Annotated in this window: 18 protein-coding genes; 13 read left to right on the top strand and 5 right to left on the bottom strand. The window is 54.9% G+C overall.

What is annotated here, in order from left to right; translation table 11 throughout:
- Positions 1-85: 85 nt before the first annotated feature.
- Positions 86-1,054, bottom strand: coding sequence for a thioredoxin-disulfide reductase (gene trxB, locus IM314_RS03945; RefSeq protein WP_028012555.1), 969 nt, complete (start codon positions 1,052-1,054; stop codon positions 86-88).
- Between the two features lie 544 nt (positions 1,055-1,598).
- Here trxB and lrp point away from each other — a divergent pair.
- The 10 genes from lrp to IM314_RS03995 all read left to right on the top strand — a co-directional run bounded on the left by lrp (position 1,599) and on the right by IM314_RS03995 (position 15,630).
- Positions 1,599-2,093, top strand: coding sequence for a leucine-responsive transcriptional regulator Lrp (lrp, locus tag IM314_RS03950; protein ID WP_000228469.1), 495 nt, complete (start codon positions 1,599-1,601; stop codon positions 2,091-2,093).
- Between the two features lie 135 nt (positions 2,094-2,228).
- The gene (locus IM314_RS03955; protein WP_193358652.1) at positions 2,229-5,924 is read left to right on the top strand and encodes a DNA translocase FtsK 4TM domain-containing protein; all 3,696 of its coding nucleotides are present in this window, start codon (positions 2,229-2,231) and stop codon (positions 5,922-5,924) included.
- Between the two features lie 128 nt (positions 5,925-6,052).
- A complete protein-coding gene (gene lolA, locus IM314_RS03960; protein ID WP_028012557.1) occupies positions 6,053-6,667 on the top strand; it encodes an outer membrane lipoprotein chaperone LolA in 615 nt (204 codons plus the stop codon).
- Positions 6,668-6,676: 9 nt separating this feature from the next.
- Positions 6,677-8,020, top strand: a complete 1,344-nt coding sequence (gene rarA, locus IM314_RS03965; protein WP_045630019.1) for a replication-associated recombination protein RarA — start codon at positions 6,677-6,679, stop codon at positions 8,018-8,020.
- Between the two features lie 92 nt (positions 8,021-8,112).
- Positions 8,113-9,405: a serine--tRNA ligase gene (gene serS, locus IM314_RS03970; RefSeq protein ID WP_047071876.1), complete on the top strand. Its 1,293-nt coding sequence runs from the start codon at positions 8,113-8,115 to the stop codon at positions 9,403-9,405.
- Between the two features lie 211 nt (positions 9,406-9,616).
- On the top strand, positions 9,617-12,061 hold the full coding sequence (dmsA, locus tag IM314_RS03975) for a dimethylsulfoxide reductase subunit A (RefSeq protein ID WP_188245784.1): 2,445 nt from the start codon (positions 9,617-9,619) through the stop codon (positions 12,059-12,061).
- Positions 12,062-12,071: 10 nt separating this feature from the next.
- Positions 12,072-12,689: a DMSO/selenate family reductase complex B subunit gene (locus IM314_RS03980; RefSeq protein WP_193358653.1), complete on the top strand. Its 618-nt coding sequence runs from the start codon at positions 12,072-12,074 to the stop codon at positions 12,687-12,689.
- A gap of 1 nt (position 12,690) precedes the next feature.
- Positions 12,691-13,554 carry a dimethyl sulfoxide reductase anchor subunit family protein gene (locus tag IM314_RS03985; RefSeq protein ID WP_028012560.1) on the top strand — a complete coding sequence of 288 codons (864 nt, stop codon included), beginning with the start codon at positions 12,691-12,693 and terminating at the stop codon, positions 13,552-13,554.
- A gap of 274 nt (positions 13,555-13,828) precedes the next feature.
- On the top strand, positions 13,829-14,977 hold the full coding sequence (locus IM314_RS03990) for an MFS transporter (protein ID WP_060572718.1): 1,149 nt from the start codon (positions 13,829-13,831) through the stop codon (positions 14,975-14,977).
- A gap of 122 nt (positions 14,978-15,099) precedes the next feature.
- Positions 15,100-15,630 carry an anti-virulence regulator CigR family protein gene (locus IM314_RS03995; protein ID WP_047368209.1) on the top strand — a complete coding sequence of 177 codons (531 nt, stop codon included), beginning with the start codon at positions 15,100-15,102 and terminating at the stop codon, positions 15,628-15,630.
- 36 nt (positions 15,631-15,666) lie between these two features.
- Here the strand turns inward: IM314_RS03995 and pflA are convergent, their stop codons facing one another.
- From pflA to ycaO, 4 genes are all read right to left on the bottom strand, one after another.
- Positions 15,667-16,407 (bottom strand): pyruvate formate lyase 1-activating protein, encoded by a 741-nt coding sequence (gene pflA / locus IM314_RS04000; RefSeq protein WP_028012563.1) that lies wholly within the window; start codon positions 16,405-16,407, stop codon positions 15,667-15,669.
- Positions 16,408-16,610: 203 nt separating this feature from the next.
- Entirely contained in the window at positions 16,611-18,893 is a 2,283-nt protein-coding gene (pflB, locus tag IM314_RS04005; RefSeq protein WP_023338210.1) for a formate C-acetyltransferase, read from the bottom strand.
- A 51-nt stretch (positions 18,894-18,944) separates the two neighbouring features.
- Entirely contained in the window at positions 18,945-19,802 is an 858-nt protein-coding gene (gene focA / locus IM314_RS04010) for a formate transporter FocA (RefSeq protein ID WP_028012564.1), read from the bottom strand.
- Between the two features lie 406 nt (positions 19,803-20,208).
- Entirely contained in the window at positions 20,209-21,969 is a 1,761-nt protein-coding gene (gene ycaO / locus IM314_RS04015) for a 30S ribosomal protein S12 methylthiotransferase accessory factor YcaO (RefSeq protein WP_032644855.1), read from the bottom strand.
- Between the two features lie 127 nt (positions 21,970-22,096).
- On the opposite strand from ycaO, the gene IM314_RS04020 reads away from it, so the two are divergent.
- From IM314_RS04020 to aroA, 3 genes are all read left to right on the top strand, one after another.
- Positions 22,097-22,789 (top strand): DUF421 domain-containing protein, encoded by a 693-nt coding sequence (locus IM314_RS04020; protein WP_028012566.1) that lies wholly within the window; start codon positions 22,097-22,099, stop codon positions 22,787-22,789.
- A 162-nt stretch (positions 22,790-22,951) separates the two neighbouring features.
- Positions 22,952-24,040, top strand: a complete 1,089-nt coding sequence (gene serC / locus IM314_RS04025; RefSeq protein WP_047362720.1) for a 3-phosphoserine/phosphohydroxythreonine transaminase — start codon at positions 22,952-22,954, stop codon at positions 24,038-24,040.
- Positions 24,041-24,109: 69 nt separating this feature from the next.
- Entirely contained in the window at positions 24,110-25,393 is a 1,284-nt protein-coding gene (gene aroA, locus IM314_RS04030; RefSeq protein ID WP_047362721.1) for a 3-phosphoshikimate 1-carboxyvinyltransferase, read from the top strand.
- The last annotated feature ends 111 nt before the right edge of the window (positions 25,394-25,504 follow it).

A 25,504-nucleotide genomic window follows, 5' to 3' on the forward strand; every position in this document is an offset into this window, starting at 1 on the left:
ATTAGACATCTGCATGTTACACGCGAGCAAAAATAAAGGCGACCTGTGGCCGCCTTTATTTACGTTTGTTACTGACTTGTAAAGATTATTTACCTTGTTCAGCCAGTCCATCGAGGTAGCGTTCAGCGTCCAGCGCGGCCATACAGCCGGTGCCCGCAGAGGTGATCGCCTGACGATAAATATGGTCCATCACGTCACCGGCAGCGAACACGCCCGGGATGCTGGTCTGGGTCGCGTTACCGTGAATGCCGGACTGCACTTTGATATAGCCGTTTTCCAGCTCCAGCTGGCCTTCGAAGATCGCGGTGTTCGGGCTGTGGCCGATTGCCACAAACAGGCCCGCCACTTCCAGCGTTTCGACGTTATCGGTGTTCTGGGTATCACGAATGCGCAGACCCGCAACGCCCATCTGATCGCCGGTGACTTCTTCCAGGGTACGGTTGGTGTGCAGCACGATGTTGCCGCTCGCCACTTTATCCATCAGGCGTTTAATGAGGATCTTCTCGGCGCGGAAGGTGTCACGACGGTGGATCAGATGCACCTCAGAGGCAATGTTCGCCAGGTACAGCGCTTCTTCCACCGCGGTGTTACCGCCGCCGATAACCGCGACTTTCTGGTTACGGTAGAAGAAACCGTCGCAGGTCGCACAGGCAGAGACGCCGCGGCCTTTGAACGCTTCTTCAGACGGCAGGCCGAGATAGCGGGCAGAGGCGCCGGTGGCAATGATTAGCGCATCGCAGGTGTATTCACCGCTGTCGCCCGTCAGGCGGAACGGACGGTTCTGCAAATCCACTTTATTAATGTGGTCGAACAGGATTTCGGTTTCGAATTTGGCGGCATGCTCGTGCATGCGTTCCATCAGCAGCGGCCCGGTCAGATCGTTCGGGTCGCCCGGCCAGTTTTCCACTTCCGTGGTGGTGGTCAACTGACCGCCTTTTTCCATGCCGGTGATCAGAACCGGCTGCAGGTTTGCGCGTGCAGCATAGACCGCCGCGGTATATCCCGCAGGTCCAGAACCAAGGATTAACAACTTACTGTGTTTGGTCGTGCCCATGAGATCCCCATTGTTGTTGGCAGGCAATGGGCTGGATTGTAGGGAATTTGTTGCCGTAAAAAAAGAGCACTGGGATTTTGCTTTCGATATATGTAATAGCTGCGCCCGATGAATCTAGTGCCGTTACATCACGTTTTCTACTGAAAACCGCTCGTTTATAAAGCAGTAAAATGAGGATTAATACCCCCCCGTAATGAATATCCGGCATCTTGTACTAAAAAACGATGTTTTGCTTTGACAATCCCCTGCGCATTTGCGAAAACATTCAAGGAAGAAAAAAAACCGCGTTAACCGTATGCCGCATAGGCATGCACGTAAATGCCATTTTTACCGTGTCAGTGAAATCTACGCATGGCGTGGACAGACGCCATACGTGATGTCGGTGACAGCCTTCGGGCAGCGGTCTTCTTACCAACAGAACCCGAATCCGCATCGCGTCTAATACATAACCAGGCGATGTGATGACTAACGGGTACAGGCTCTGAACAGTGATGTGCACAGGGTCCAGGCAGGAGTAGGGAAGGAATACAGAGAGACAATAATAATGGTAGATAGCAAGAAGCGCCCTGGCAAAGATCTCGACCGTATCGATCGTAACATTCTTAATGAATTGCAAAAGGATGGGCGTATTTCCAACGTCGAGCTTTCAAAACGTGTGGGACTTTCCCCGACGCCGTGCCTTGAGCGTGTGCGCCGACTGGAAAGACAGGGTTTTATTCAGGGCTATACGGCTCTGCTGAACCCGCATTATCTGGATGCCTCACTTCTGGTATTTGTTGAGATTACTCTGAATCGTGGTGCGCCGGATGTGTTTGAGCAATTTAACGCCGCTGTACAAAAACTTGAAGAAATTCAAGAGTGTCATCTGGTGTCCGGTGATTTCGACTACCTGTTGAAAACCCGTGTGCCTGATATGTCCGCCTACCGTAAGCTGCTGGGGGAAACCCTGCTGCGTCTGCCAGGCGTGAACGACACCCGTACCTATGTGGTGATGGAAGAGGTCAAACAGAGCAATCGTCTGGTTATTAAGACGCGCTAACACGGAACAGGTGCAAAATCAGCGTAGTTTGATTACACTCCTGTTAATCCATACAGCAACAGTGCCGGGGAGCCCCGGCGCTGTTGTCCGTTTTAGCAAACAGGCAGGATATGCCTGATACCTGGAGAGCCTTTCTTGAGCCAGGAATACACTGAAGACAAAGAAGTCACACTATCGAAGCTAAGCAGCGGACGTCGTCTCCTCGAGGCTTTGCTGATCGTTATTGCCCTTTTTGCCGTCTGGCTGATGGCAGCCTTACTCAGTTTCAACCCCTCCGATCCCAGCTGGTCGCAAACCGCGTGGCATGAGCCTATCCATAATTTAGGCGGCGTACCCGGAGCCTGGCTTGCGGACACGCTCTTTTTCATTTTCGGTGTGATGGCCTACACCATTCCCGTCATAATCATTGGCGGATGCTGGTTTGCATGGCGTCATCGTCAGAACGATGATTACATCGACTATTTTGCGGTTTCCCTGCGCCTGATTGGCGCCCTGGCGCTGATCCTCACCTCCTGCGGGCTGGCGGCGATTAATGCCGATGATATCTGGTACTTCGCCTCCGGTGGGGTGATTGGCAGCCTGCTGAGCTCTGCGCTACAGCCGATGCTTCACAGCAGCGGCGGTACGCTGGCGCTGCTCTGCATCTGGGCGGCCGGGCTGACGCTGTTTACCGGCTGGTCATGGGTGAGCATTGCCGAAAAGATCGGCAGCTTTATTCTTACGATCCTGACCTTCGCGAGCAACCGTACCCGCCGCGACGACACGTGGGTCGATGAAGAAGAATATGAAGATGAGTACGAAGAGGAAGACGATGCGCCGGTGCAACGTCGTGAATCTCGTCGTGCCCGTATTCTGCGCGGTGCCCTGGCGCGTCGCCAGCGCGTTGCTGAAAAATTTGCCAACCCGCTTGGACGTAAAACCGACGCGGCGCTCTTCTCCGGTAAGCGTATGGATGAAGACGAGCAGGTGGAGTACCTCGCAGCGGGTAGTGCAGTCGATCCTGATGATGTGCTTTTCTCCGGCAACCGTGCGATGCCGGGTGATTTCGATGAATACGATCCGCTGCTTAACGGCCATACCGTTACCGCGCCGGTTGCCGCGGCCGCAGCCGCAACGACAGCATCACAGGCGTATGCCGCGCCTGTCGAAGCCGTGATGTCATCCGCGCCGGTTCCGCCTCCGGAATCCGCTATTCAGCAGCCTCAGGTTGCCTGGCAGACCGCGCCGGGTGTCCACACGCCGGAGCCTGTTATCGCGCCGGAACCAGAGAGCTATATCCCCGTGCAGCAGGAGCAGTGGCAGCAGCCTTATCAGCCGCCGCAACCTGAGTATGAACAGCCGCACTATGAGCAGCCTGTGGCCCAGCCTTATCAGGAGTACGTGCCTGAACCGGTTGAACCTGTGCAGCCTTATGTTGAGCCTCAGCCTGAACCTGAGGTGGTGGAAGAGGTGAAACCGTCTCGTCCGCCAATGTACTATTTTGAAGAAGTTGAAGAACGCCGTGCTCGTGAGCGCGAACTGCTGGCGGCATGGTATCAGCCTGTGCCTGAACCGGTGCAGGAACCTGCGCCAAAAGCCCCGTCGGTTTCGGTTCCACCGGTCGACCCGACGCCTGCTGTTGCCCCCGTAGCGGAAAGCGTGAAGCAGGCGACCGCAGCCGCAGCGGCGGCGGCACCTGTCTTTAGCCTGGCAACGGGCGGTGCGCCGCGTCCGCAGGTGAAAGAGGGAATTGGTCCGCAACTGCCTCGCCCTAACCGCGTCCGCGTTCCAACCCGTCGTGAGCTTGCCTCCTATGGGATCAAGCTGCCTTCCCAGCGGATGGCCGAAGAGAAAGCGCGTGGGACGGACTACGAAGATGATGCTGATGAAATGCAGCAGGACGAGCTGGCGCGCCAGTTCGCCGCGCAGCAGAATCAGCGCTACGGCGAAGACTATCAGCATGATGAACCGATGCTGGAAGACGAAGATGACGCGGCTGAAGCCGAATTAGCGCGTCAGTTTGCGGCAACCCAGCAGCAGCGTTACTCAGGTGAACAGCCAGCGGGTGCGAACCCGTTCTCATTATCGGATTTCGAGTTTTCGCCGATGAAAGATCTGGTGGATGAAGGCCCGAGCGAGCCTCTGTTCACCCCAAGCGTGATGCCTGAAGCAGAGCCTGTGCGTCAGCAGCCAGCGCCGCAGGCACAGACTTACGCGCAGCCGCAGCAACCTGTTCAGCAGCCGTATGCGCAACCGCAGCAGCCACAACAGCAGCCGCCGCAGTACCAGCAGCCAGCACCGCAGCCGCAGGAGAGCCTGATTCACCCACTGCTGATGCGTAACGGTGATAGCCGTCCGCTGCAGCGTCCGAGCACGCCGCTGCCTTCGCTGGATCTGCTGACGCCGCCACCGGCTGAAGTCGAGCCGGTTGATACGTTTGCCCTGGAGCAGATGGCCCGTCTGGTGGAAGCCCGTCTGGCAGACTTCCGCATTAAGGCGGACGTGGTGAACTACTCGCCGGGTCCGGTGATCACCCGTTTCGAACTGAACCTGGCGCCGGGCGTCAAAGCCGCGCGTATTTCTAACCTCTCCCGCGACCTGGCGCGTTCTCTGTCGACCGTGGCGGTACGTGTGGTGGAAGTGATTCCGGGTAAACCGTACGTTGGCCTTGAGCTGCCGAACAAGAAACGTCAGACCGTTTACCTGCGTGAAGTGCTGGATAACACCAAGTTCCGCGATAACCCATCTCCGCTGACCGTGGTGTTGGGTAAAGATATCGCCGGCGACCCGGTAGTGGCAGACCTCGCGAAAATGCCTCACCTGCTGGTAGCGGGTACCACCGGTTCCGGTAAATCGGTCGGCGTGAACGCCATGATCCTGAGCATGCTCTACAAAGCGCAGCCTGAAGACGTGCGTTTCATCATGATCGACCCGAAAATGCTCGAACTGTCGGTCTATGAAGGCATTCCGCACCTGCTGACCGAAGTGGTCACCGACATGAAGGACGCCGCCAACGCCCTGCGCTGGAGCGTCAATGAAATGGAGCGTCGCTACAAGCTGATGTCGGCGCTGGGCGTGCGTAACCTGGCCGGTTATAACGAGAAGATCGCCGAGGCTGCGCGCATGGGCCGTCCAATCCCGGATCCTTACTGGAAACCGGGTGACAGCATGGATGCTCAGCATCCTGTGCTGGAGAAACTGCCTTATATCGTCGTGCTGGTGGATGAATTCGCTGACCTGATGATGACCGTCGGGAAGAAAGTGGAAGAGCTGATCGCGCGTCTGGCACAGAAAGCGCGTGCGGCAGGTATTCACCTGGTGCTGGCGACCCAGCGTCCGTCCGTGGACGTTATCACCGGTCTGATTAAAGCGAATATTCCGACCCGTATTGCGTTTACCGTTTCGAGCAAAATCGACTCCCGTACCATTCTTGACCAGGGCGGCGCTGAGTCGCTGCTGGGAATGGGTGACATGCTGTACTCCGGCCCGAACTCCACCTCTCCGGTGCGCGTACACGGCGCGTTTGTTCGCGACCAGGAAGTACACGCCGTGGTGCAGGACTGGAAGGCGCGCGGACGTCCGCAGTACGTTGACGGCATTACCTCCGACAGCGAAAGCGAAGGCGGCGGTGGTGGCTTTGACGGCGGCGAAGAGCTGGATCCGTTATTCGACCAGGCGGTTAATTTCGTTACTGAAAAACGCAAAGCGTCCATCTCTGGCGTGCAGCGTCAGTTCCGCATCGGCTATAACCGCGCGGCGCGCATCATCGAGCAGATGGAAGCGCAGGGCATTGTGAGCGAGCAGGGGCACAACGGTAACCGTGAGGTGCTGGCTCCGCCGCCGTTTGATTAACCTTCAGCGATTGCAAAGAAGGGTAAATCAGCAAAAATTAAGCATATTCTTCTGTCGCCTGCCTTCGGGCAGGTCCAGAATAGAAACGGAAACCCCATTTTCGGGAAGACGTATTTTAAGGAATAACAATGAAAAAAATCGCCATCGCCTGTGCATTACTCACCAGTTTTGTAGCCAGCAGCGTCTGGGCTGATGCAGCCAGCGACCTTAAAAGCCGACTGGATAAAGTAAGCAGCTTCCACGCCAGCTTCACGCAAAAAGTGACGGACGGCAGCGGCAACGCGGTGCAGGAAGGACAGGGTGATTTGTGGGTGAAACGCCCCAATCTGTTTAACTGGCATATGACCCAGCCGGATGAGAGCATCCTGGTTTCTGACGGTAAAACCCTGTGGTTCTTCAACCCGTTTGTTGAGCAGGCCACTGCGACCTGGCTGAAAGACGCGACCAGCAATACGCCGTTTATGCTGATCGCCCGCAACCAGACCAGCGACTGGCAGCAGTACAACATTAAACAGAACGGTGATGAGTTTGTCCTGACGCCGAAAGGCAGCAACGGCAATCTGAAGCAGTTCACCATCAACGTAAGCACCAACGGTACCATTAATCAGTTCGGCGCGGTTGAGCAGGACGATCAGCGCAGCAGCTACCAGCTTAAGTCTCAGCAAAACGGCGCCGTTGACGCATCGAAATTCACCTTTACCCCGCCGCAGGGCGTAACGGTGGACGACCAACGCAATAAGTAAGAGGCGTGAGTGAGCAACCTGTCGCTCGATTTTTCAGATAATGCGTTTCAACCTCTGGCCGCCCGTATGCGGCCAGAAAATTTAGCGCAGTACATCGGTCAGCAGCATCTGCTGGCTGCGGGGAAACCCTTGCCGCGCGCTATTGAGGCGGGGCATCTGCACTCCATGATCCTCTGGGGGCCGCCCGGCACCGGAAAAACCACGCTCGCTGAAGTGATTGCCCGCTATGCCAACGCGGACGTTGAGCGTATCTCGGCGGTAACGTCTGGCGTGAAGGAGATCCGCGAGGCGATCGAGCGCGCGCGTCAGAACCGTAATGCCGGACGCCGCACCATTCTCTTTGTCGATGAAGTCCACCGCTTCAACAAGAGCCAGCAGGATGCTTTCCTGCCGCACATTGAGGACGGGACGATCTTCTTCATTGGTGCGACCACCGAAAACCCGTCGTTTGAACTCAACTCGGCGCTGCTGTCCCGCGCCCGCGTCTACCTGCTTAAATCCCTGACCACGGAAGATATCGAAAAGGTTCTGACGCAGGCAATGGACGACAAATCGCGCGGCTACGGCGGGCAGGATATCGTTCTGCCTGACGACACGCGACGTGCGATTGCGGAGCTGGTCAACGGCGATGCGCGCCGCGCGCTGAACACGCTCGAAATGATGGCTGATATGGCCGAAGTGGACGATGCGGGCAAGCGCGTATTGAAGCCTGAACTGCTCACCGAAATTGCCGGCGAGCGCAGCGCGCGTTTCGATAATAAAGGCGACCGTTTCTACGACCTGATCTCGGCGCTGCATAAGTCGGTGCGCGGCAGTGCGCCGGATGCGGCGCTCTACTGGTACGCACGTATCATTACCGCAGGTGGCGATCCGCTATACGTTGCGCGCCGCTGTCTGGCGATTGCGTCAGAAGATGTTGGCAATGCCGACCCGCGCGCCATGCAGGTTGCGCTTTCAGCCTGGGACTGCTTCACCCGCGTAGGCCCGGCGGAAGGCGAACGCGCCATTGCGCAGGCAATTGTCTATCTGGCCTGCGCGCCGAAAAGCAATGCGGTCTATACCGCGTTCAAAGCGGCGATGTCGGATGCGCGCGAGCGCCCGGACTATGATGTGCCGGTTCATCTGCGCAATGCGCCAACCAAACTGATGAAAGAGATGGGTTACGGGCAGGAGTATCGCTACGCCCATGATGAGCCTAACGCCTACGCCGCTGGAGAGGAATATTTCCCACAGGAGATGGCACAAACGCGCTATTATCATCCCACAAACAGAGGTCTTGAAGGCAAGATTGGTGAAAAGCTCACCTGGCTCGCCGGACAGGATCAAAATAGCCCTATAAAACGCTACCGTTAGTTCAATCGTTGCGGTAATGTTGGCAATTGTATCCTTGTGACCGCAGGCTGTGGTCACATTTCCTATTTTAATTCGATAAGCACAGGATAAGCATGCTCGATCCCAATCTGCTGCGTAATGAGCCAGACGCAGTCGCTGAAAAACTGGCACGCCGGGGCTTTAAGCTGGATGTAGATAAGCTGCGCGCTCTTGAAGAGCGTCGTAAAGTACTGCAGGTACAAACTGAAAATCTGCAGGCAGAGCGTAACTCTCGATCGAAATCCATTGGCCAGGCGAAAGCGCGCGGGGAAGATATTGAGCCATTACGCCTGGAAGTGAACAAGCTGGGTGAAGAGCTGGATCAGGCGAAAGCGGAGCTGGACGTTCTTCAGACCGAAATTCGTGACATCGCTCTGGCTATCCCGAACATTCCTGACGACAGCGTGCCTGTCGGCAAAGACGAGAACGACAACGTTGAAGTGAAGCGCTGGGGTACGCCTCGCGAGTTTGACTTCGAAGTGCGCGATCACGTGACGCTGGGCGAAATGCACGCGGGCCTGGACTTTGCCGCTGCGGTTAAGCTGACCGGCTCTCGCTTCGTAGTAATGAAAGGTCAGATTGCCCATCTGCACCGCGCCCTGGCGCAGTTCATGCTGGATCTGCACACCGAGCAGCACGGCTACAGCGAAACCTATGTTCCGTATCTGGTTAACCACGATACGCTGTACGGTACGGGCCAGCTGCCGAAATTTGCCGGCGATCTGTTCCATACTCGTCCGCTGGATGAAGAAGCAGACAGCAGCAACTATGCGCTGATCCCAACCGCGGAAGTGCCGCTGACCAACCTCGTGCGTGATGAGATCATTGACGAAGACGATCTGCCAATCAAGCTGACGGCACACTCTCCGTGCTTCCGTTCAGAAGCCGGTTCTTACGGTCGCGACACCCGTGGTCTGATCCGTATGCACCAGTTCGACAAAGTCGAGATGGTGCAGATTGTCCGTCCGGAAGAATCCATGGACGCGCTGGAAGAGATGACTGGCCATGCGGAAAAAGTGCTGGAGCTGCTGGGCCTGCCGTATCGCCGCATGGCGCTGTGCACCGGTGACATGGGCTTTGGTGCCTGCAAAACCTTCGACCTGGAAGTCTGGGTGCCCGCACAGAACACCTACCGTGAAATCTCCTCCTGCTCTAACGTCTGGGATTTCCAGGCGCGCCGCATGCAGGCACGCTGCCGCAGCAAATCTGACAAGAAAACCCGTCTGGTGCATACCCTGAACGGTTCTGGTCTGGCTGTTGGCCGTACGCTGGTTGCTGTGCTGGAAAACTACCAGCAGGCAGATGGCCGCATCGAGATCCCTGAAGTGCTGCGTCCATACATGAAAGGCCAGCAGTACATCGGCTAATTCTTTGCCTCACAACAAAAAAGCGCCTTCGGGCGCTTTTTTTATGCCTCTGAATTGACACGACGCAATACCCCCTCCCTCTAAAGTAGTAATACTCCTCCGAATGAAAGTCAGCATAAGACGCTGATAACGAAGAAATTCGTTATTTACAAAACTATATAGCGGTTCGTGCCGCCTCTTTTTTCTTTGTGAGCAACCAAAGTGAGTCTCTATGAAAATCAAAGCGCCTGAAGCGTTAATGGCTGCCGAGGTCACTCGCCGTGGGTTGATGAAAACCACGGCAATAGGCGGCCTGGCTGTAGCCAGCAGCGCCTTCACGCTCCCTTTTACCCGGCTGGCGTCGGCGGCGGACGCACTATCCGCAGCCGCAGCTCCGGAAAAAGTGGTGTGGAGTGCGTGTACCGTAAACTGCGGTAGCCGTTGTCCGCTGCGTATGCACGTGGTGGATGGCGAAATTAAGTATGTCGAAACCGACAACACCGGGGACGATAACTACGAAGGGTTACACCAGGTTCGCGCCTGCCTGCGGGGTCGCTCCATGCGTCGCCGCGTCTACAACCCGGATCGTCTGAAATACCCAATGAAGCGTGTCGGTAAGCGTGGGGAAGGGAAGTTTGAGCGCATTAGCTGGGACGAAGCCTACGACATTATCGCCACCAACATGCAGCGCCTGATCAAAGAGTACGGCAACGAGTCCATCTACCTGAACTATGGCACCGGGACGCTGGGTGGCACGATGACCCGCTCCTGGCCACCGGGTAAAACGCTGGTCGCGCGTCTGATGAACTGCTGCGGCGGTTATCTCAACCACTACGGCGACTACTCTTCTGCACAGATTGCCGCAGGTCTGAACTATACCTACGGCGGCTGGGCCGACGGCAACAGCCCGTCCGATATCGAAAACAGTAAGCTGGTCGTCCTGTTCGGTAACAACCCGGGCGAAACCCGCATGAGCGGCGGCGGGGTGACGTACTACCTCGAACAGGCCCGCGCCAAATCTAATGCCCGCATGATCATTATCGATCCGCGCTATACCGACACCGGTGCCGGGCGTGAAGATGAGTGGATCCCCATTCGTCCTGGTACCGATGCGGCACTGGTTTCCGCGCTGGCGTGGGTGATGATTACTGAAAACCTCGTCGATCAGCCGTTCCTTGATAAATACTGCGTCGGTTATGACGAGAAAACGCTGCCAGCCAGTGCCCCTGCCAATGGTCACTACAAGGCATATATTCTCGGCCAGGGCAGCGACGGCGTAGCGAAAACGCCGGAGTGGGCCTCCACCATCACCGGTATTCCGGTCGAGCGCATTGTTCAGCTGGCGCGTGAGATTGGTTCAGCTAAACCGGCCTACATCAGCCAGGGCTGGGGACCGCAGCGTCATGCGAACGGTGAAATCGCCACCCGCGCTATCTCCATGCTTTCAATTCTGACCGGCAACGTCGGCGTTCATGGCGGTAACACCGGCGCGCGCGAAGGTTCTTATGAAGTGCCGTTTGAGCGGATGCCGACGCTGGATAACCCGATTCAGACCAGCATCTCCATGTTTATGTGGACTGACGCGATCGAGCGCGGCCCGGAAATGACCGCGCTGCGCGACGGCGTTCGGGGCAAAGACAAGCTGGATGTGCCGATCAAGATGATCTGGAACTACGCCGGCAACTGCCTTATCAACCAGCACTCGGAAATCAACCGCACCCATGAAATTCTGCAGGACGACAAGAAGTGCGAGATGATTGTGGTGATCGACTGCCACATGACCTCCTCGGCAAAATATGCCGATATTCTGCTGCCGGACTGCACCGCGTCTGAGCAGATGGATTTCGCGCTGGACGCTTCCTGCGGCAACATGTCCTACGTGATCTTTACCGACCAGGCCATCAAGCCGCGCTTCGAGTGCAAAACCATCTATGAGATGACCTCCGAACTGGCGAAGCGATTGGGCGTCGAACAGCAGTTTACCGAAGGGCGTACTCAGGAAGGATGGATGCGCCATCTGCATGAGCTCTCCCGCAAAGCCATTCCAGACCTGCCGGACTTCGACACCTTCCGCAAGCAGGGCATGTACAAGCAGCGTGACCCGGAAGGGCATCACGTGGCGTATAAAGCGTTCCGTGAAGATCCGCAGGCGAATCCGCTGACCACGCCGTCGGGCAAAATCGAAATCTACTCCGAAGCGCTGGCAAAAATCGCCTCTACCTGGGAGCTGCCGGAAGGAGATGTTATCGATCCGCTGCCGATCTACACGCCGGGGTTCGAAAACTATAACGATCCGCTGACGGCGAAATTCCCTCTGCAGCTGACCGGTTTCCACTACAAGGCGCGCGTGCACTCCACCTACGGTAACGTTGACGTACTGAAGGCCGCCTGCCGCCAGGAGATGTGGATCAACCCGATGGATGCCAAAGCACGTGGTATCCGTAACGGGGATCGCGTGCGTATCTTTAACGGTCGCGGCGAGGTACACATTGAAGCCAAAGTGACACCGCGCATGATGCCTGGCGTAGTGGCACTGGGGGAAGGGGCCTGGTACAGCCCGGATGCCAACCGCATCGACCAGGCAGGCAGTATTAACGTCCTGACCACGCAGCGTCCGTCGCCGCTGGCGAAAGGCAACCCGTCTCACACAAACCTTGTCCAGGTTGAAAAGGTTTAAGGAGTAACCGATGACAACCCAGTATGGATTTTTCATTGATTCCAGCCGTTGCACCGGGTGCAAAACCTGCGAGCTGGCCTGTAAAGATTATAAAGATCTCACCCCGGACGTGAGCTTCCGCCGCATTTACGAATACGCCGGGGGCGACTGGCAGGAAGATAACGGCGTCTGGCATCAGAACGTCTTTACCTATTACCTGTCGATTGCCTGTAACCACTGTGAAGATCCGGCCTGCACTAAGGTGTGCCCAAGCGGGGCGATGCACAAGCGGGAGGACGGTTTTGTGGTGGTGGATGAAGATGTCTGCATTGGCTGTCGCTACTGCCATATGGCGTGCCCGTACGGCGCGCCGCAGTACAACGCCGCCAAAGGACATATGACCAAGTGCGACGGCTGCCACAGCCGCGTAGCGGACGGCAAAAAGCCAATCTGCGTCGAGTCCTGCCCGCTGCGCGCGCTGGATTTTGGTCCGATAGAAGAGCTGCGTCAGAAACACGGTCAGCTTGCCGCTGTGGCACCGCTGCCGTCAGCGCACTTCACCAAGCCGAGTATTGTCATTAAACCTAACGCCAACAGCCGTCCGACGGGTGACACCACCGGCTACCTGGCAAATCCGAAGGAGGTGTGAGATGGGAAGTGGATGGCATGAATGGCCGCTGATGATCTTCACAGTCTTTGGGCAGTGCGTAGTGGGCGGCTTTATTGTTCTGGCGCTGGCGCTGTTAAAAGGGAACCTCAATGCCGAACAGCAGCAGCGTTTAGTGTTGAGCATGTTTGGCCTGTGGGTGCTGATGGGGATTGGATTTATCGCCTCTACGCTGCACCTGGGCTCACCGATGCGCGCGTTTAACTCCCTGAACCGCGTGGGGGCGTCGTCGCTCAGTAACGAAATTGCCAGCGGGGCAATCTTCTTTGCCGTCGGCGGGCTGGGGTGGCTGCTGGCTGCGTTGAAGAAATTGCCTGCGGGCCTGCGCAGCCTGTGGCTGATCGTCACCATGGTACTGGGCGTGGTGTTCGTGTGGATGATGGTGCGCGTCTATAACACCATCGATACCGTTCCTACCTGGTACAGCGTCTGGACGCCGATGAGCTTCTTCCTGACGATGTTTATCGGCGGGCCGCTGCTGGGCTACCTGCTGCTGCGTGTGGCGGGGGTAAACGGTTGGGCAATGCGTCTGCTGCCAGCCGTTTCGCTGCTGGCGCTGGTGGTGAGCGCGATGGTCGCCCTGATGCAGGGAGCTGAGCTGGCAACCATTCACAGCTCTATCCAGCAGGCTTCTGCGCTGGTGCCGGACTACGGTTCGCTGATGGCCTGGCGTGTGGTGTTGCTGGCAGCTGCGCTGGTGTGCTGGATCGGCCCTCAGCTTAAAGGTTATCAGCCTGCACTGCCGCTCCTGTCACTGGCTTTTGTGCTGGTGCTGGCAGGGGAGTTAATTGGTCGCGGTGTGTTTTACGGCCTGCATATGACGGTCGGTATGGCTATCGCCAGCTAATTTCATTTTTCGTTATAAAAAGCCGGGACATAGCGCCCGGCTTTTCTTTTTTCATTCATGAAATTTTTCGACTGTCGTTTTGTTTTAATTTCGGTCATTAATAAATAAAAACAGATACATAATTAATATCTATAGCAGGCGCTGCATTAGCAGGATAAGTTTTTTAAATCGACAGGGAACATATTGTGCGAGCCGGTTAAATCTGTGGATTGACTTTGTTTTTGCCAGTGGCATGATGCGCACGAAATCTGAACTTCCTCACGGTTTTTAATCCATGACCACCTATACCCGGCCAGTGCTCCTGTTGCTCTGTGGCCTGCTTCTGTTGACCCTGGCGATCGCCGTGTTAAACACGCTCGTCCCGCTGTGGCTCGCCCATGAAAACTTACCGACCTGGCAGGTGGGTATGGTCAGCTCGTCCTTTTTCACCGGGAACCTGTTGGGCACATTATTAACCGGTAGCCTGATTAAGCGTTTTGGCTTTAATCGCAGCTATTATCTGGCCTCGCTGATTTTCGCTGCCGGGTGCGCCGGTCTGGGTCTGATGGTGGGCTTCTGGAGCTGGATGGCATGGCGCTTTATCGCCGGCGTCGGCTGCGCGATGATTTGGGTGGTGGTTGAAAGCGCGCTGATGTGTAGCGGTACCTCCCGCAACCGCGGACGCCTGCTGGCAGCCTATATGATGGTTTACTACATTGGTACCGTGCTGGGTCAACTGATGGTCAGCAAGCTGCCAACCGATCTGATGAGCGTTCTGCCGTGGGTAACGGGCATGGTGCTGGCCGCGATCCTGCCGCTGCTCTTTACGCGCATTGTGAACCAGAACAGTGAACATCAGGAAGCAACGCACGTCTGGCCGATGCTGAGACTGCGTCAGGCGCGTCTGGGGGTTAACGGCTGTATTATCTCAGGGATTGTACTCGGCTCGCTCTATGGCCTGATGCCGCTCTATTTGAACCATCAGGGCGTGAGCGATTCCGGGATTGGTTTCTGGATGGCGGTGATGGTCAGTGCGGGTATTGTGGGGCAATGGCCGATTGGCCGCCTGGCAGACCGTTTTGGTCGTCTGCTGGTGCTGCGCGTTCAGGTCTTTGTGGTGATCATGGGATGCCTTGCGATGCTCAGCAACGCCGCGATGGCGCCTGCACTGTTTATTCTCGGTGCCGCAGGATTCACGCTTTACCCGGTCGCGATGGCGTGGGCCTGTGAGAAAGTAGAACATCACCAGCTCGTGGCAATGAACCAGGCGCTATTATTAAGCTATACCATCGGTAGCCTGCTGGGACCGACATTTACCGCGATGCTGATGCAGAATTATTCCGACAATTTGCTGTTTATCATGATTGCCAGCGTGTCGTTTATTTATCTCCTGATGCTGCTGCGCAAAGCGGGCGAGCATCCAACCCCTGTGGCGCACGCCTGATTAAATAAAAGCCTGTCGATGACAGGCTTTTTTGTCCCTGTCACATATAAGACTTTTACGCATTGTTTGTTTTCCCCGCCTGGCGATAATTCAAATGAGTTCTACCACAAAAGGCAACAATCATGTCTATACGTCGTTTTTCCACTACCGCACTTGCCGTAGTGTTGTCTTTAACGTTTGCAACGGCTCCGGTCATGGCTAATCCTGGAAACGGGAATGGCGGTGGTCATGGAAACAGTGGCGGACAAGGTAATGGCGGCAATCATGGTAACGGGAATTCTGGTAATTCCGGTAACCATGGTAATAAGCAAAATAGCGGAAAGGAAAACCCTGGAAAATCGGATAAGAGCTTCAAAAACAGCAAAGATGTCGGTAATGACGTCGACGCTCGCGTGAGCTTCGATCATGCCCGCCACCTGGCCCTGAATTATGGCTTAACGGGCTATGAGTCTCTGCCTCCGGGGATTGCGAAAAACCTCGCACGCGGTAAACCGCTTCCTCCGGGCATTGCGAAGAAGACCGTACCAGCCTCTATGCTCGGCCAGCTTCCTTCCTACCCGGGCTATGAATGGCGTGTGGTCGGGGACGACCTGGTCTTAATTGCGCTGAGTACGGCGATTGTGACCTCCGTAATTAACGGCGTCTTTAAATAGAATATAAAAAGGCCCGGTTCTTACCGGGCCTTCTCTTTAATACATGACCTTGTGGCCGTACTGCTCAAGAATACCTTTCACGCGTTCCATCGTCTCTTTTTTCGGCGGCTTCACGCCATCAAGCTTGTACTCTTCGCCCATCGCCACCCATTTATGTTTACCCAGTTCGTGATAGGGCAGAAGCTCAATTTTCTCGACGTTGCCCATGTCGCGGGTAAATTCACCCAGGCGATGCGCGGAGTCATCGTCATCTGACCAGCCGGGAACAACAACGTAGCGGATCCAGGTTTTGATGCCTTTGTCGGCGATGTATTTGGCAAACTCCAGCGTACGGTGGTTAGAAACGCCAACCAGATTCTGGTGGATCTCATCGTTCATCTGTTTGAGATCGAGCATCACCAGATCGGTCACGTCGAGCAGTTCATCAATGACCGGATCGTAGCGGCGCACAAAGCCGTTGGTGTCGAGACAGGTATGAATGCCTTCTTTATGGCAGGCGCGGAACCAGTCGCGGACAAACTCAGCCTGAAGAATAGCTTCACCGCCGGACGCGGTCACGCCACCGCCGGATGCGTTCATAAAGTGGCGGTAGGTCACCACCTCTTTCATCAGATCTTCCACGGTGACTTCTTTACCGCCGTGCGTGTCCCAGGTGTCGCGGTTATGGCAGTACAGGCAGCGCATCAGGCAGCCCTGGAAAAAGGTAATAAAGCGGATCCCCGGGCCATCGACGGTGCCACAGGATTCAAAGGAGTGAATGCGACCAATAGTTGACATTGCGGTGATATCTCCGAATTTGGCCCATCCGGGGGCCTGTGTAGTTGCACAGCTCAAAGGCTATGTCGAGTCTGTTTTGGCTGTTATCCATAAAGTATAGATAGCGGACAAAAGAGACTGGTGAAGCGAGGGTGTTAAAAAGGCCCCACTTGCGTGGAGCCTTTATTGTACGCTTTTTAACGCGTGATTTCAGTCAATTCCACTTACATGGACTGAGTGAAAGTACGGGTGATAACGTCCTGCTGCTGTTCTTTCGTCAGGGAGTTAAAACGTACTGCGTAGCCAGATACGCGGATGGTCAGCTGAGGATATTTCTCAGGATGTTCCATCGCGTCGAGCAGCATTTCACGGTTCATTACGTTCACGTTCAGGTGCTGACCACCTTCGATGGACGCTTCGTGGTGGAAGTAACCATCCATCAGACCCGCGAGGTTAGTTTTACGCACTTCGTCGTCTTTACCCAGCGCGTTTGGCACGATAGAGAAGGTGTAAGAGATACCATCTTTCGCGTAAGCAAACGGCAGTTTAGCAACGGAGGTCAGAGAAGCTACAGCACCTTTCTGGTCACGACCGTGCATTGGGTTAGCACCTGGGCCAAATGGCGCGCCAGCACGACGACCGTCTGGAGTGTTACCGGTTTTCTTACCATACACAACGTTAGAGGTGATGGTCAGAACAGACTGAGTCGGGATAGCGTTACGGTAGGTAGTGAGTTTCTGAATTTTCTTCATGAAACGTTCTACCAGGTCAACCGCCATGTCATCAACGCGAGCGTCGTTGTTACCAAACTGCGGGTATTCGCCTTCGATTTCGAAGTCTACGGCCAGGCCGTCTTCGTCACGAATTGGTTTAACTTTCGCGTATTTGATTGCAGACAGGGAGTCAGCCGCAACAGACAGACCTGCGATACCACACGCCATGGTGCGGATAACGTCACGGTCGTGCAGCGCCATCAGAGAGGCTTCGTAGCTGTACTTGTCGTGCATGTAGTGGATAACGTTCAGCGCGGTCACGTACTGCTTAGCCAGCCAGTCCATGAAGTGGTCCATGCGCTCCATGACTTCGTCATAGTTCAGCACGTCGCCTTTGATTGGCTCAGACTTAGGACCAACCTGCATTTTCAGTTTTTCATCAACGCCGCCGTTGATAGCGTACAGCATGGTTTTCGCCAGGTTTGCACGCGCACCGAAGAACTGCATTTGTTTACCAACAACCATTGGGCTCACGCAGCAAGCGATAGCGTAGTCGTCGTTGTTGAAGTCCGGACGCATCAGGTCATCGTTCTCGTACTGCAGAGAAGAGGTGTCGATGGACACTTTAGCGGCGAATTTCTTGAAGTTCAGAGGCAGTTTTTCAGACCACAGAACGGTGATGTTCGGCTCCGGAGAAGGACCCATGGTGTACAGGGTATTCAGGAAGCGGAAGCTGTTTTTTGTAACCAGCGTACGGCCGTCAACGCCCATACCACCGATTGATTCGGTTGCCCAGATTGGGTCACCAGAGAACAGTTCATCATATTCTGGGGTACGCAGGAAGCGAACCATACGCAGTTTCATGACCAGGTGGTCAATCATTTCCTGAGCGTCTTGCTCGGTGATTTTACCTGCTTTCAGGTCACGTTCGATGTACGCATCCAGGAAGGTGGATACACGGCCGAAGGACATTGCTGCACCGTTCTGAGACTTAACAGCGGCCAGGTAGCCGAAGTAGGTCCACTGAATAGCTTCCTGAGCGTTGGTCGCAGGACCAGAGATATCGCAGCCGTATTTAGCCGCCATCTCTTTGATCTGACCCAGCGCGCGGTGCTGTTCAGCAATTTCTTCACGCAGACGGATAGTCGCTTCCAGGTTTACGCCGTTTTCCAGGTCAGACTGCAGGGAAACGAACTGCGCGTATTTGTCTTTCATCAGGAAGTCGATACCGTACAGCGCAACGCGACGGTAGTCACCGATGATACGGCCACGGCCATAGGCATCTGGCAGACCAGTCAGAACGCCAGATTTACGGCAGTTCAGAATGTCTTTGGTATAAACATCGAATACGCCCTGGTTATGGGTTTTGCGGTATTCGGTGAAGATTTTTTTCAGCATTGGGTCCAGCTCGCGGTTATACGCTTTGCAGGAACCTTCAACCATTTTGATACCACCGAACGGGATGATGGCGCGTTTCAGTGGTGCTTCAGTCTGCAGACCAACAATTTTCTCAAGGGCTTTGTTGATGTAGCCAGCATCGTGAGAAGTGATGGTGGATGCAACGGAGGTGTCAAAATCAACTGGCGCGTGAGTGCGGTTTTCCAGTTTAACGCCTTCCATTACGCTGTCCCACAGCTTGGTGGTCGCGTCAGTTGCGCCAGCCAGGAAGGATTCGTCACCTTCATACGGGGTATAGTTTTTCTGAATGAAGTCACGGACGTTGACTTCATTCTGCCAGTCACCTTTCGCAAAACCTTCCCAGGCTGTGGCTAACTTTTCATTAAGCTCGGACATGTAACACCTACCTTCTTAAGTGGATTTTTTATTTACTGCCTGAGACAACCATTAATGATGGTCGCCGCCACGCAGGTAAATGACCCAGTATGTCAACCCAACTAACAGACCCCCACCGATAATGTTCCCGATAGTGACGGGGATCAGGTTATCAGTAATGAAATTCATAATAGTCAGGTGAGAGAAACTTTCCGGGGATGAACCAACTGCGGTCCAGAACTCCGGGCTTGCAAAGTTGCGGATAACAATCCCCATCGGGATCATGAACATATTCGCAATACTGTGCTCGAAGCCGCTGGCAACAAACATCGCAACCGGCAGAACCATAATCATGGCTTTATCCATCAGGCTACGGCCAGAGTAGCTCATCCAGACCGCCAGGCAGACCATCAGGTTTGCGAGGATGCCGAGAGCAACGGCTTCGATAAATGTGTGATGCATTTTGTGGTCAGCGGTTTGCAGGACATTAAGCCCCCAGCCACCGTTGGCGGTCATATACTCGCCAGAGAGCCACATCAACAGAACAAAGAGCAGACAGCCAATCAGGTTACCAACGTAGACGTTAAGCCAGTTGCGCGCCAGTTGACCCCAGGTAATTCTTCCGCTGGCTTTCGCCACAACAATCAGCACCGTTGAGGTGAAGAGGTCGGCGCCGCAAATGACGCAGAGAATCAGACCCAGTGAGAAGCAAATGCCGCCAATCAGTTTGGCCATGCCGAAAGGCATTCCGGCAGTACCGGTGGTGGCGGTGATGTAGAAGACGAAAGCGATAGAGATGAACACACCAGCGGTGATCGCCAGATAGAACGTCTTCATCGGGTGTTTCGTTGCTTTATAGACACCCGCTTCTTCGGCAACTTTTGCCATCGCGGCGGGGAGTAAAAGATCAAAAGGGTTGTCAGCTTTCACACTAACTCTCTCTTTATTAAGTCGGCGACGAGATACTAACAAAGCATTATAGAAGAGAAATTGATATAGATCATATCTCGCCTGGCTTATAGGCCCGCAGTATGTATGGTTTTACAGCAAATGCGGAGTAAGTATTTGATTATCCGTATAAAAATAAATTTTAAAAGTTATGAAAAGAGTTGAATTTTTTCGTTCGGCCCCCTTCGAAACAGTTAATTAATATGGAGTATTTACCATAAAAAGTAACAATAAAGCCCAGGCAAATATTATTATATTTACCCATGTTTAACTTTATTATTACAATCAACAATCATTGCCGAAGAGAATAAAAAACGGGGCAATGAAATTGCCCCGTAATATAGCCCAGACGATTAAATACGCCTACTGCCGTTAATGTTATATGCGTTTATTTTGACCAGTAAGCAGCTTTTGCTTTCTGCAGTTTTTCATAGGCCTTCAGCAGAGACTGATGTGCCGGGAAGGCTTTCAGATCGCTGTCAACCGCCTGCAGACCGTAGAACGGCTCTTCACCGCTCAGCGCCGCGCTGGCGGCTTCAACCGCTTCAGCACCGTACATACGTACGAAAGCGTTCAGGTACTGCAGTGGCTCGCGATCGTCTTCCTGCGCAAGCAGCAGCAGGGTTTGCAGGCAGCGGTAATAGTTGGTGCGCTCGGCGGAGAAGACCGACTGGTTAAACTCCATGGTCCATTCTGTCCAGGCCAGAGCCTGATCCAGATCGCCGCCCGCGAGGGCCAGCATCGCTTTCAGTTCACCGATGCGCAGCGTGTACCAGCCGTTGTCTTTCCCGGTCGCCAGACCCAGCAGCTCGCGCACGCGGGTAAAGTCATCGTGGCCTTCATCGTCCAGCTGGGCTATCAGGTTGAGATAATCTTCTTTTTCCCACTCGCTGCCCGGCAGGGAGAGTAGGGTTTCACGCAGGTGCGCGCCCATGCTGTTGTTTGCGAGCCACAGATCTTCCGCCGGATAGATATCAGACATGCCAGGCACGATGATGCGGCACGCGTAAACGCCCAGGTGCTCGTAATCGGCAATGTACACTTCCTGGTCTTCCGCGTTAAAGATCGCCATCAGCGTCGCGAACTCTTCTTCCGTGGTACCGGCAAAGCTCCAGTCCACGAACGGATAGTCCGCGTCCTGCTTGAACATATCCCAGGAGATCAAACCGCTGGAGTCGATGAAGTGGGTTTCGAGGTTGGTGTGCTCGGCCACTTCTTCATCGTCAAACGTTGGCGGGGTGAATACGTCGAGATCTTTCAGGCTACGGCCCTGCAGCAGCTCGGTCACGGTACGCTCCAGCGCCACGCCGAAGTCAGGATGCGCGCCGAAGGAGGCGAAGCAGGTTCCGTTAGTCGGGTTAAACAGCACGACGCAGATAACCGGATATTTACCGCCCAGCGAGCCGTCATACGCAAAGATTGGGAAACCTTCAGCTTCCAGTTTGGCGATGGATTCCACCACCCCCGGGTAGCGCGCCAGCACGTCTGCCGGAATTTCAGGCAGGCTGATGGATTCGGCGATAATGCGGTTTTTGATATGACGCTCGAAGACTTCAGAGAGACCCTGCACGCGCGCTTCATTGCGGGTGTTACCGGCGGACATACCGTTGGACACATACAGGTTGCCGACGATGTTCATCGGAATATACACGGTCTGCTCGTCAGACTGACGGGTGAACGGCAGGGCGCAGATCCCACGCTCTTCATTCCCAGACTGCAGATCGATCAGCATGCTGGCGGTCAGTTCGTTTTCCGGATCGTAGAAGGCACGCAGACGGGCATCCAGAATGCCTTCCGGCAGTTCATCGTCTTCGGTCAGCGGGAACCATTTTTCGTTCGGATAGTGAACGAACGGGCCGTTGGCGATGGTTTCACCCAGCCAGAAGTCAGCGAAGAAGTAGTTGGTGGACAGACGCTCAAAATACTCACCCAGCGCAGAGGCCAGTGCCGCTTTTTTCGTCGCACCTTTACCGTTGGTAAAGCAGAGCGCGCAGTCTTTGTCGCGAATGTGCACGGACCAGACGTGAGGCACCGGGTTCAGCCAGGAGGCTTCTTCGATGTTAAAGCCCAGGTCGGTCAGTTTCTGCTGGAAGCGAGCGATGGAATCTTCCAGAGCGGCGTCTTTGCCGGGGATAAACGTTTGAGTCATGGCGTTCACTTTTATCGTACGTAAAGCGCGCAATGATACGGGTTTTGCGTGACGGGTGCTATCTCCGGCGAAAATAAATGGCTGGGCTATGCTTAGTAGCAGTAACTGACTGTTAAGGCATAGAAAAATGAAAGCATTTGATCTCCAGCGGATGGCGTTTGATAAAGTTCCACCTGAATTTCTGGGCGAAGTGGCGCTGCGCAGCCTGTATACCTTCGTACTCGTCTTCCTGTTTCTCAAAATTACCGGCCGTCGTGGCGTTCGTCAGATGTCGCTGTTTGAAGTGCTGATCATCCTGACGCTGGGCTCGGCGGCGGGGGACGTCGCGTTTTATGACGACGTGCCGATGGTGCCGGTGTTTATCGTTTTTGTTTCCCTCGCCTTGCTTTACCGGTTGGTGATGTGGCTGATGTCAAAAAGTGAAAAGCTGGAAGATCTGCTTGAAGGGAAACCGGTCGTTATTGTCGAGGACGGTCAGCTGGCCTGGGAAAATGTGCAAAGCGCCAATATGACCGAGTTTGAGTTCTTTATGGAGCTGCGCCTGAATAGCGTTGAACAGCTCGGACAGGTGCGGCTGGCGATCATGGAAACCAATGGGCAAATCAGCGTCTATTACTATGCTGATGACGACGTTAAGCCCGGCCTGTGTATCCTGCCGGATATGTTAGTAGAACGGTTCAGGGTGATACCTGAAACCGGGGAGTATGCATGTATAAAATGTAGTCATGTTGTGGGGATGCATGCGGGCGATCATCAATTATGCCCTCGTTGTGCAAATCCGGAATGGACAAAGGTTAGCCGGGCTAAACGCCTCGTCTGACAGCGATTTTGTCGGTTTTGTGACGACGAGGCGGCAGATTGTTTTGTGTGACGAAGGGCACATTTCCCCGGTCATAAGTTTTAGACATTGCGGCGCGTGTCACTGAATGATAAAACCGATATCCACAGTTATAACTTATGGCTTTTAGCGTGGTGAGGGGAAATGGCTCAAGTCTTTAATTTCAGTTCAGGTCCGGCAATGTTACCGGCAGACGTGCTCAAACAGGCTCAACAGGAGCTGTGTGACTGGAACGGTCTGGGTACGTCGGTGATGGAAATCAGCCACCGTGGTAAAGCGTTTATTCAGGTGGCGGAAGAGGCAGAAAAGGATTTTCGCGATCTGCTGAACATTCCCTCGAACTACAAAGTATTGTTCTGTCACGGCGGCGGACGCGGCCAGTTTGCGGGCATCCCGCTCAATCTGCTGGGCGACAAAACCACCGCTGATTACGTCGATGCCGGCTACTGGGCAGCCAGTGCGGTAAAAGAAGCGCACAAATACTGCACGCCGAACGTTATCGACGCCAAAGTGACCGTTGACGGTCTGCGCGCCGTGAAGCCGATGAGCGAGTGGCAGCTGTCTGACAACGCCGCGTATCTCCACTACTGCCCGAACGAAACCATCGACGGCATCGCCATTCACGAAGAGCCAGACTTTGGCGACAATGTCATTGTGACGGCGGACTTCTCTTCAACCATTCTGTCCACTCCGCTGGACGTCAGTCGCTACGGCGTCATTTACGCAGGTGCTCAGAAAAACATCGGTCCTGCTGGGCTGACTATTGTCATCGTCCGTGAAGACCTGCTGGGGAAAGCCCATAAGTCCTGCCCGTCGATTCTCGATTACACCGTCCTGAATGACAACGACTCAATGTTCAACACCCCACCTACGTTTGCCTGGTATCTCTCCGGCCTGGTCTTCAAATGGCTGAAGCAAAACGGCGGCGTGGCGCAGATGGACAAGATCAATCAGCAGAAAGCCGAACTGCTGTACGGCACGATCGACAAGAGCGATTTCTACCGTAACGATGTGGCGAAAGCGAACCGTTCGCGCATGAACGTGCCGTTCCAGCTGGCGGACAGCAACCTGGACAAAGTGTTCCTGGAAGAGTCCTTCGCCGCAGGTCTGCATGCGCTCAAAGGTCACCGTGTCGTGGGCGGCATGCGTGCCTCCATTTATAACGCCATGCCGCTGGAAGGCGTTAAAGCCCTGACCGATTTCATGATCGACTTCGAACGTCGTCACGGTTAATTTGCTGTTTTTCACCCCCGCAGCGTCCCTGCGGGGTTTTTATTATGTTGAGTTGAGAGTTTAGTTTTCATGGAATCCCTGACGTTACAACCTATCGCGCGGGTAGATGGCACCATCAATCTGCCTGGTTCAAAAAGTGTCTCGAACCGCGCTCTGCTGCTGGCAGCTCTGGCAAACGGCACCACCGTCCTCACCAACCTGCTGGACAGCGATGACGTGCGCCATATGCTCAATGCGCTGAAAGCGTTGGGCGTTCATTACACACTCTCTGACGATCGCACCCGCTGCGAAGTGACCGGCAACGGCGGCGCGCTGCAGGCGAGTGAAGAGCTTGAGCTGTTTCTGGGTAACGCGGGTACCGCGATGCGTCCGCTGGCGGCGGCCCTGTGCCTCGGGAGCAATAACATCGTGCTGACCGGCGAGCCGCGCATGAAGGAGCGTCCGATCGGCCATCTGGTAGATGCCCTGCGTCAGGGCGGCGCGCAGATTGAGTATCTGGAGCAGGAAAATTACCCGCCACTGCGTCTGCGCGGGGGCTTTACCGGCGGTACCGTCGAGGTTGACGGCAGCGTCTCCAGCCAGTTCCTGACGGCGCTACTGATGACCGCGCCGCTGGCCCCGCAGGATACGGTTATCACGATTAAAGGTGAGCTGGTCTCCAAACCGTATATTGATATTACGCTGCATCTGATGAAAACCTTCGGCGTTGAGGTTGAAAACCAGTCTTATCAGCGCTTTGTCGTGCGTGGGGCGCAGCAGTACCAGTCGCCGGGTAACTACCTGGTTGAAGGCGATGCTTCATCCGCGTCCTATTTCCTTGCCGCTGGCGCGATTAAAGGCGGTACGGTAAAAGTGACCGGCATTGGCCGCAACAGCGTGCAGGGCGATATTCGTTTTGCTGACGTGCTGGAAAAAATGGGCGCGGTTGTCACCTGGGGAGATGATTTCATCTCCTGTACCCACGGTGAGCTGAACGCCATCGACATGGACATGAACCATATCCCGGATGCGGCGATGACCATTGCCACGGCGGCGCTGTTTGCCAAAGGCACCACCACGCTGCGCAACATCTATAACTGGCGCGTAAAAGAGACGGACCGCCTGTTCGCGATGGCAACCGAGCTGCGTAAAGTCGGCGCTGAGGTAGAAGAGGGCGAAGATTACATTCGCGTTACCCCTCCGGCAAAACTGAACTTTGCTGAAATCGGGACCTATAACGATCACCGTATGGCGATGTGTTTCTCGCTGGTGGCGCTGTCCGATACCCCTGTGACCATTCTCGATCCGAAATGTACGGCGAAAACCTTCCCGGACTATTTCGAACAGCTGGCGCGCATTAGCACCCTGGCATGATGAAGTCTTGCCGCATCACCTGATGCGGCATTTCCTTACGCTTCCTGACGATCTTTCCCGCTCATTTCTTCTACACTCTGCTTCTATCATTCCGTAATTTGCACGCAAAGG

Source organism: Enterobacter cloacae complex sp. P42RS, assembly GCF_014930595.1.
GTDB classification, from domain to species: domain Bacteria; phylum Pseudomonadota; class Gammaproteobacteria; order Enterobacterales; family Enterobacteriaceae; genus Enterobacter; species Enterobacter bugandensis.

Excerpts from the sequence above, each read along its gene's own strand:
- trxB (WP_028012555.1), bottom strand. The coding sequence starts at position 1,054 with ATGGGCACGACCAAACACAGTAAGTTGTTAATCCTTGGTTCTGGACCT.
- lrp (WP_000228469.1), top strand. The coding sequence starts at position 1,599 with ATGGTAGATAGCAAGAAGCGCCCTGGCAAAGATCTCGACCGTATCGAT.
- lolA (WP_028012557.1), top strand. The coding sequence starts at position 6,053 with ATGAAAAAAATCGCCATCGCCTGTGCATTACTCACCAGTTTTGTAGCC.
- serS (WP_047071876.1), top strand. The coding sequence starts at position 8,113 with ATGCTCGATCCCAATCTGCTGCGTAATGAGCCAGACGCAGTCGCTGAA.
- dmsA (WP_188245784.1), top strand. The coding sequence starts at position 9,617 with ATGAAAATCAAAGCGCCTGAAGCGTTAATGGCTGCCGAGGTCACTCGC.
- IM314_RS03980 (WP_193358653.1), top strand. The coding sequence starts at position 12,072 with ATGACAACCCAGTATGGATTTTTCATTGATTCCAGCCGTTGCACCGGG.
- IM314_RS03985 (WP_028012560.1), top strand. The coding sequence starts at position 12,691 with ATGGGAAGTGGATGGCATGAATGGCCGCTGATGATCTTCACAGTCTTT.
- IM314_RS03990 (WP_060572718.1), top strand. The coding sequence starts at position 13,829 with ATGACCACCTATACCCGGCCAGTGCTCCTGTTGCTCTGTGGCCTGCTT.
- IM314_RS03995 (WP_047368209.1), top strand. The coding sequence starts at position 15,100 with ATGTCTATACGTCGTTTTTCCACTACCGCACTTGCCGTAGTGTTGTCT.
- pflA (WP_028012563.1), bottom strand. The coding sequence starts at position 16,407 with ATGTCAACTATTGGTCGCATTCACTCCTTTGAATCCTGTGGCACCGTC.
- pflB (WP_023338210.1), bottom strand. The coding sequence starts at position 18,893 with ATGTCCGAGCTTAATGAAAAGTTAGCCACAGCCTGGGAAGGTTTTGCG.
- ycaO (WP_032644855.1), bottom strand. The coding sequence starts at position 21,969 with ATGACTCAAACGTTTATCCCCGGCAAAGACGCCGCTCTGGAAGATTCC.
- IM314_RS04020 (WP_028012566.1), top strand. The coding sequence starts at position 22,097 with ATGAAAGCATTTGATCTCCAGCGGATGGCGTTTGATAAAGTTCCACCT.
- serC (WP_047362720.1), top strand. The coding sequence starts at position 22,952 with ATGGCTCAAGTCTTTAATTTCAGTTCAGGTCCGGCAATGTTACCGGCA.
- aroA (WP_047362721.1), top strand. The coding sequence starts at position 24,110 with ATGGAATCCCTGACGTTACAACCTATCGCGCGGGTAGATGGCACCATC.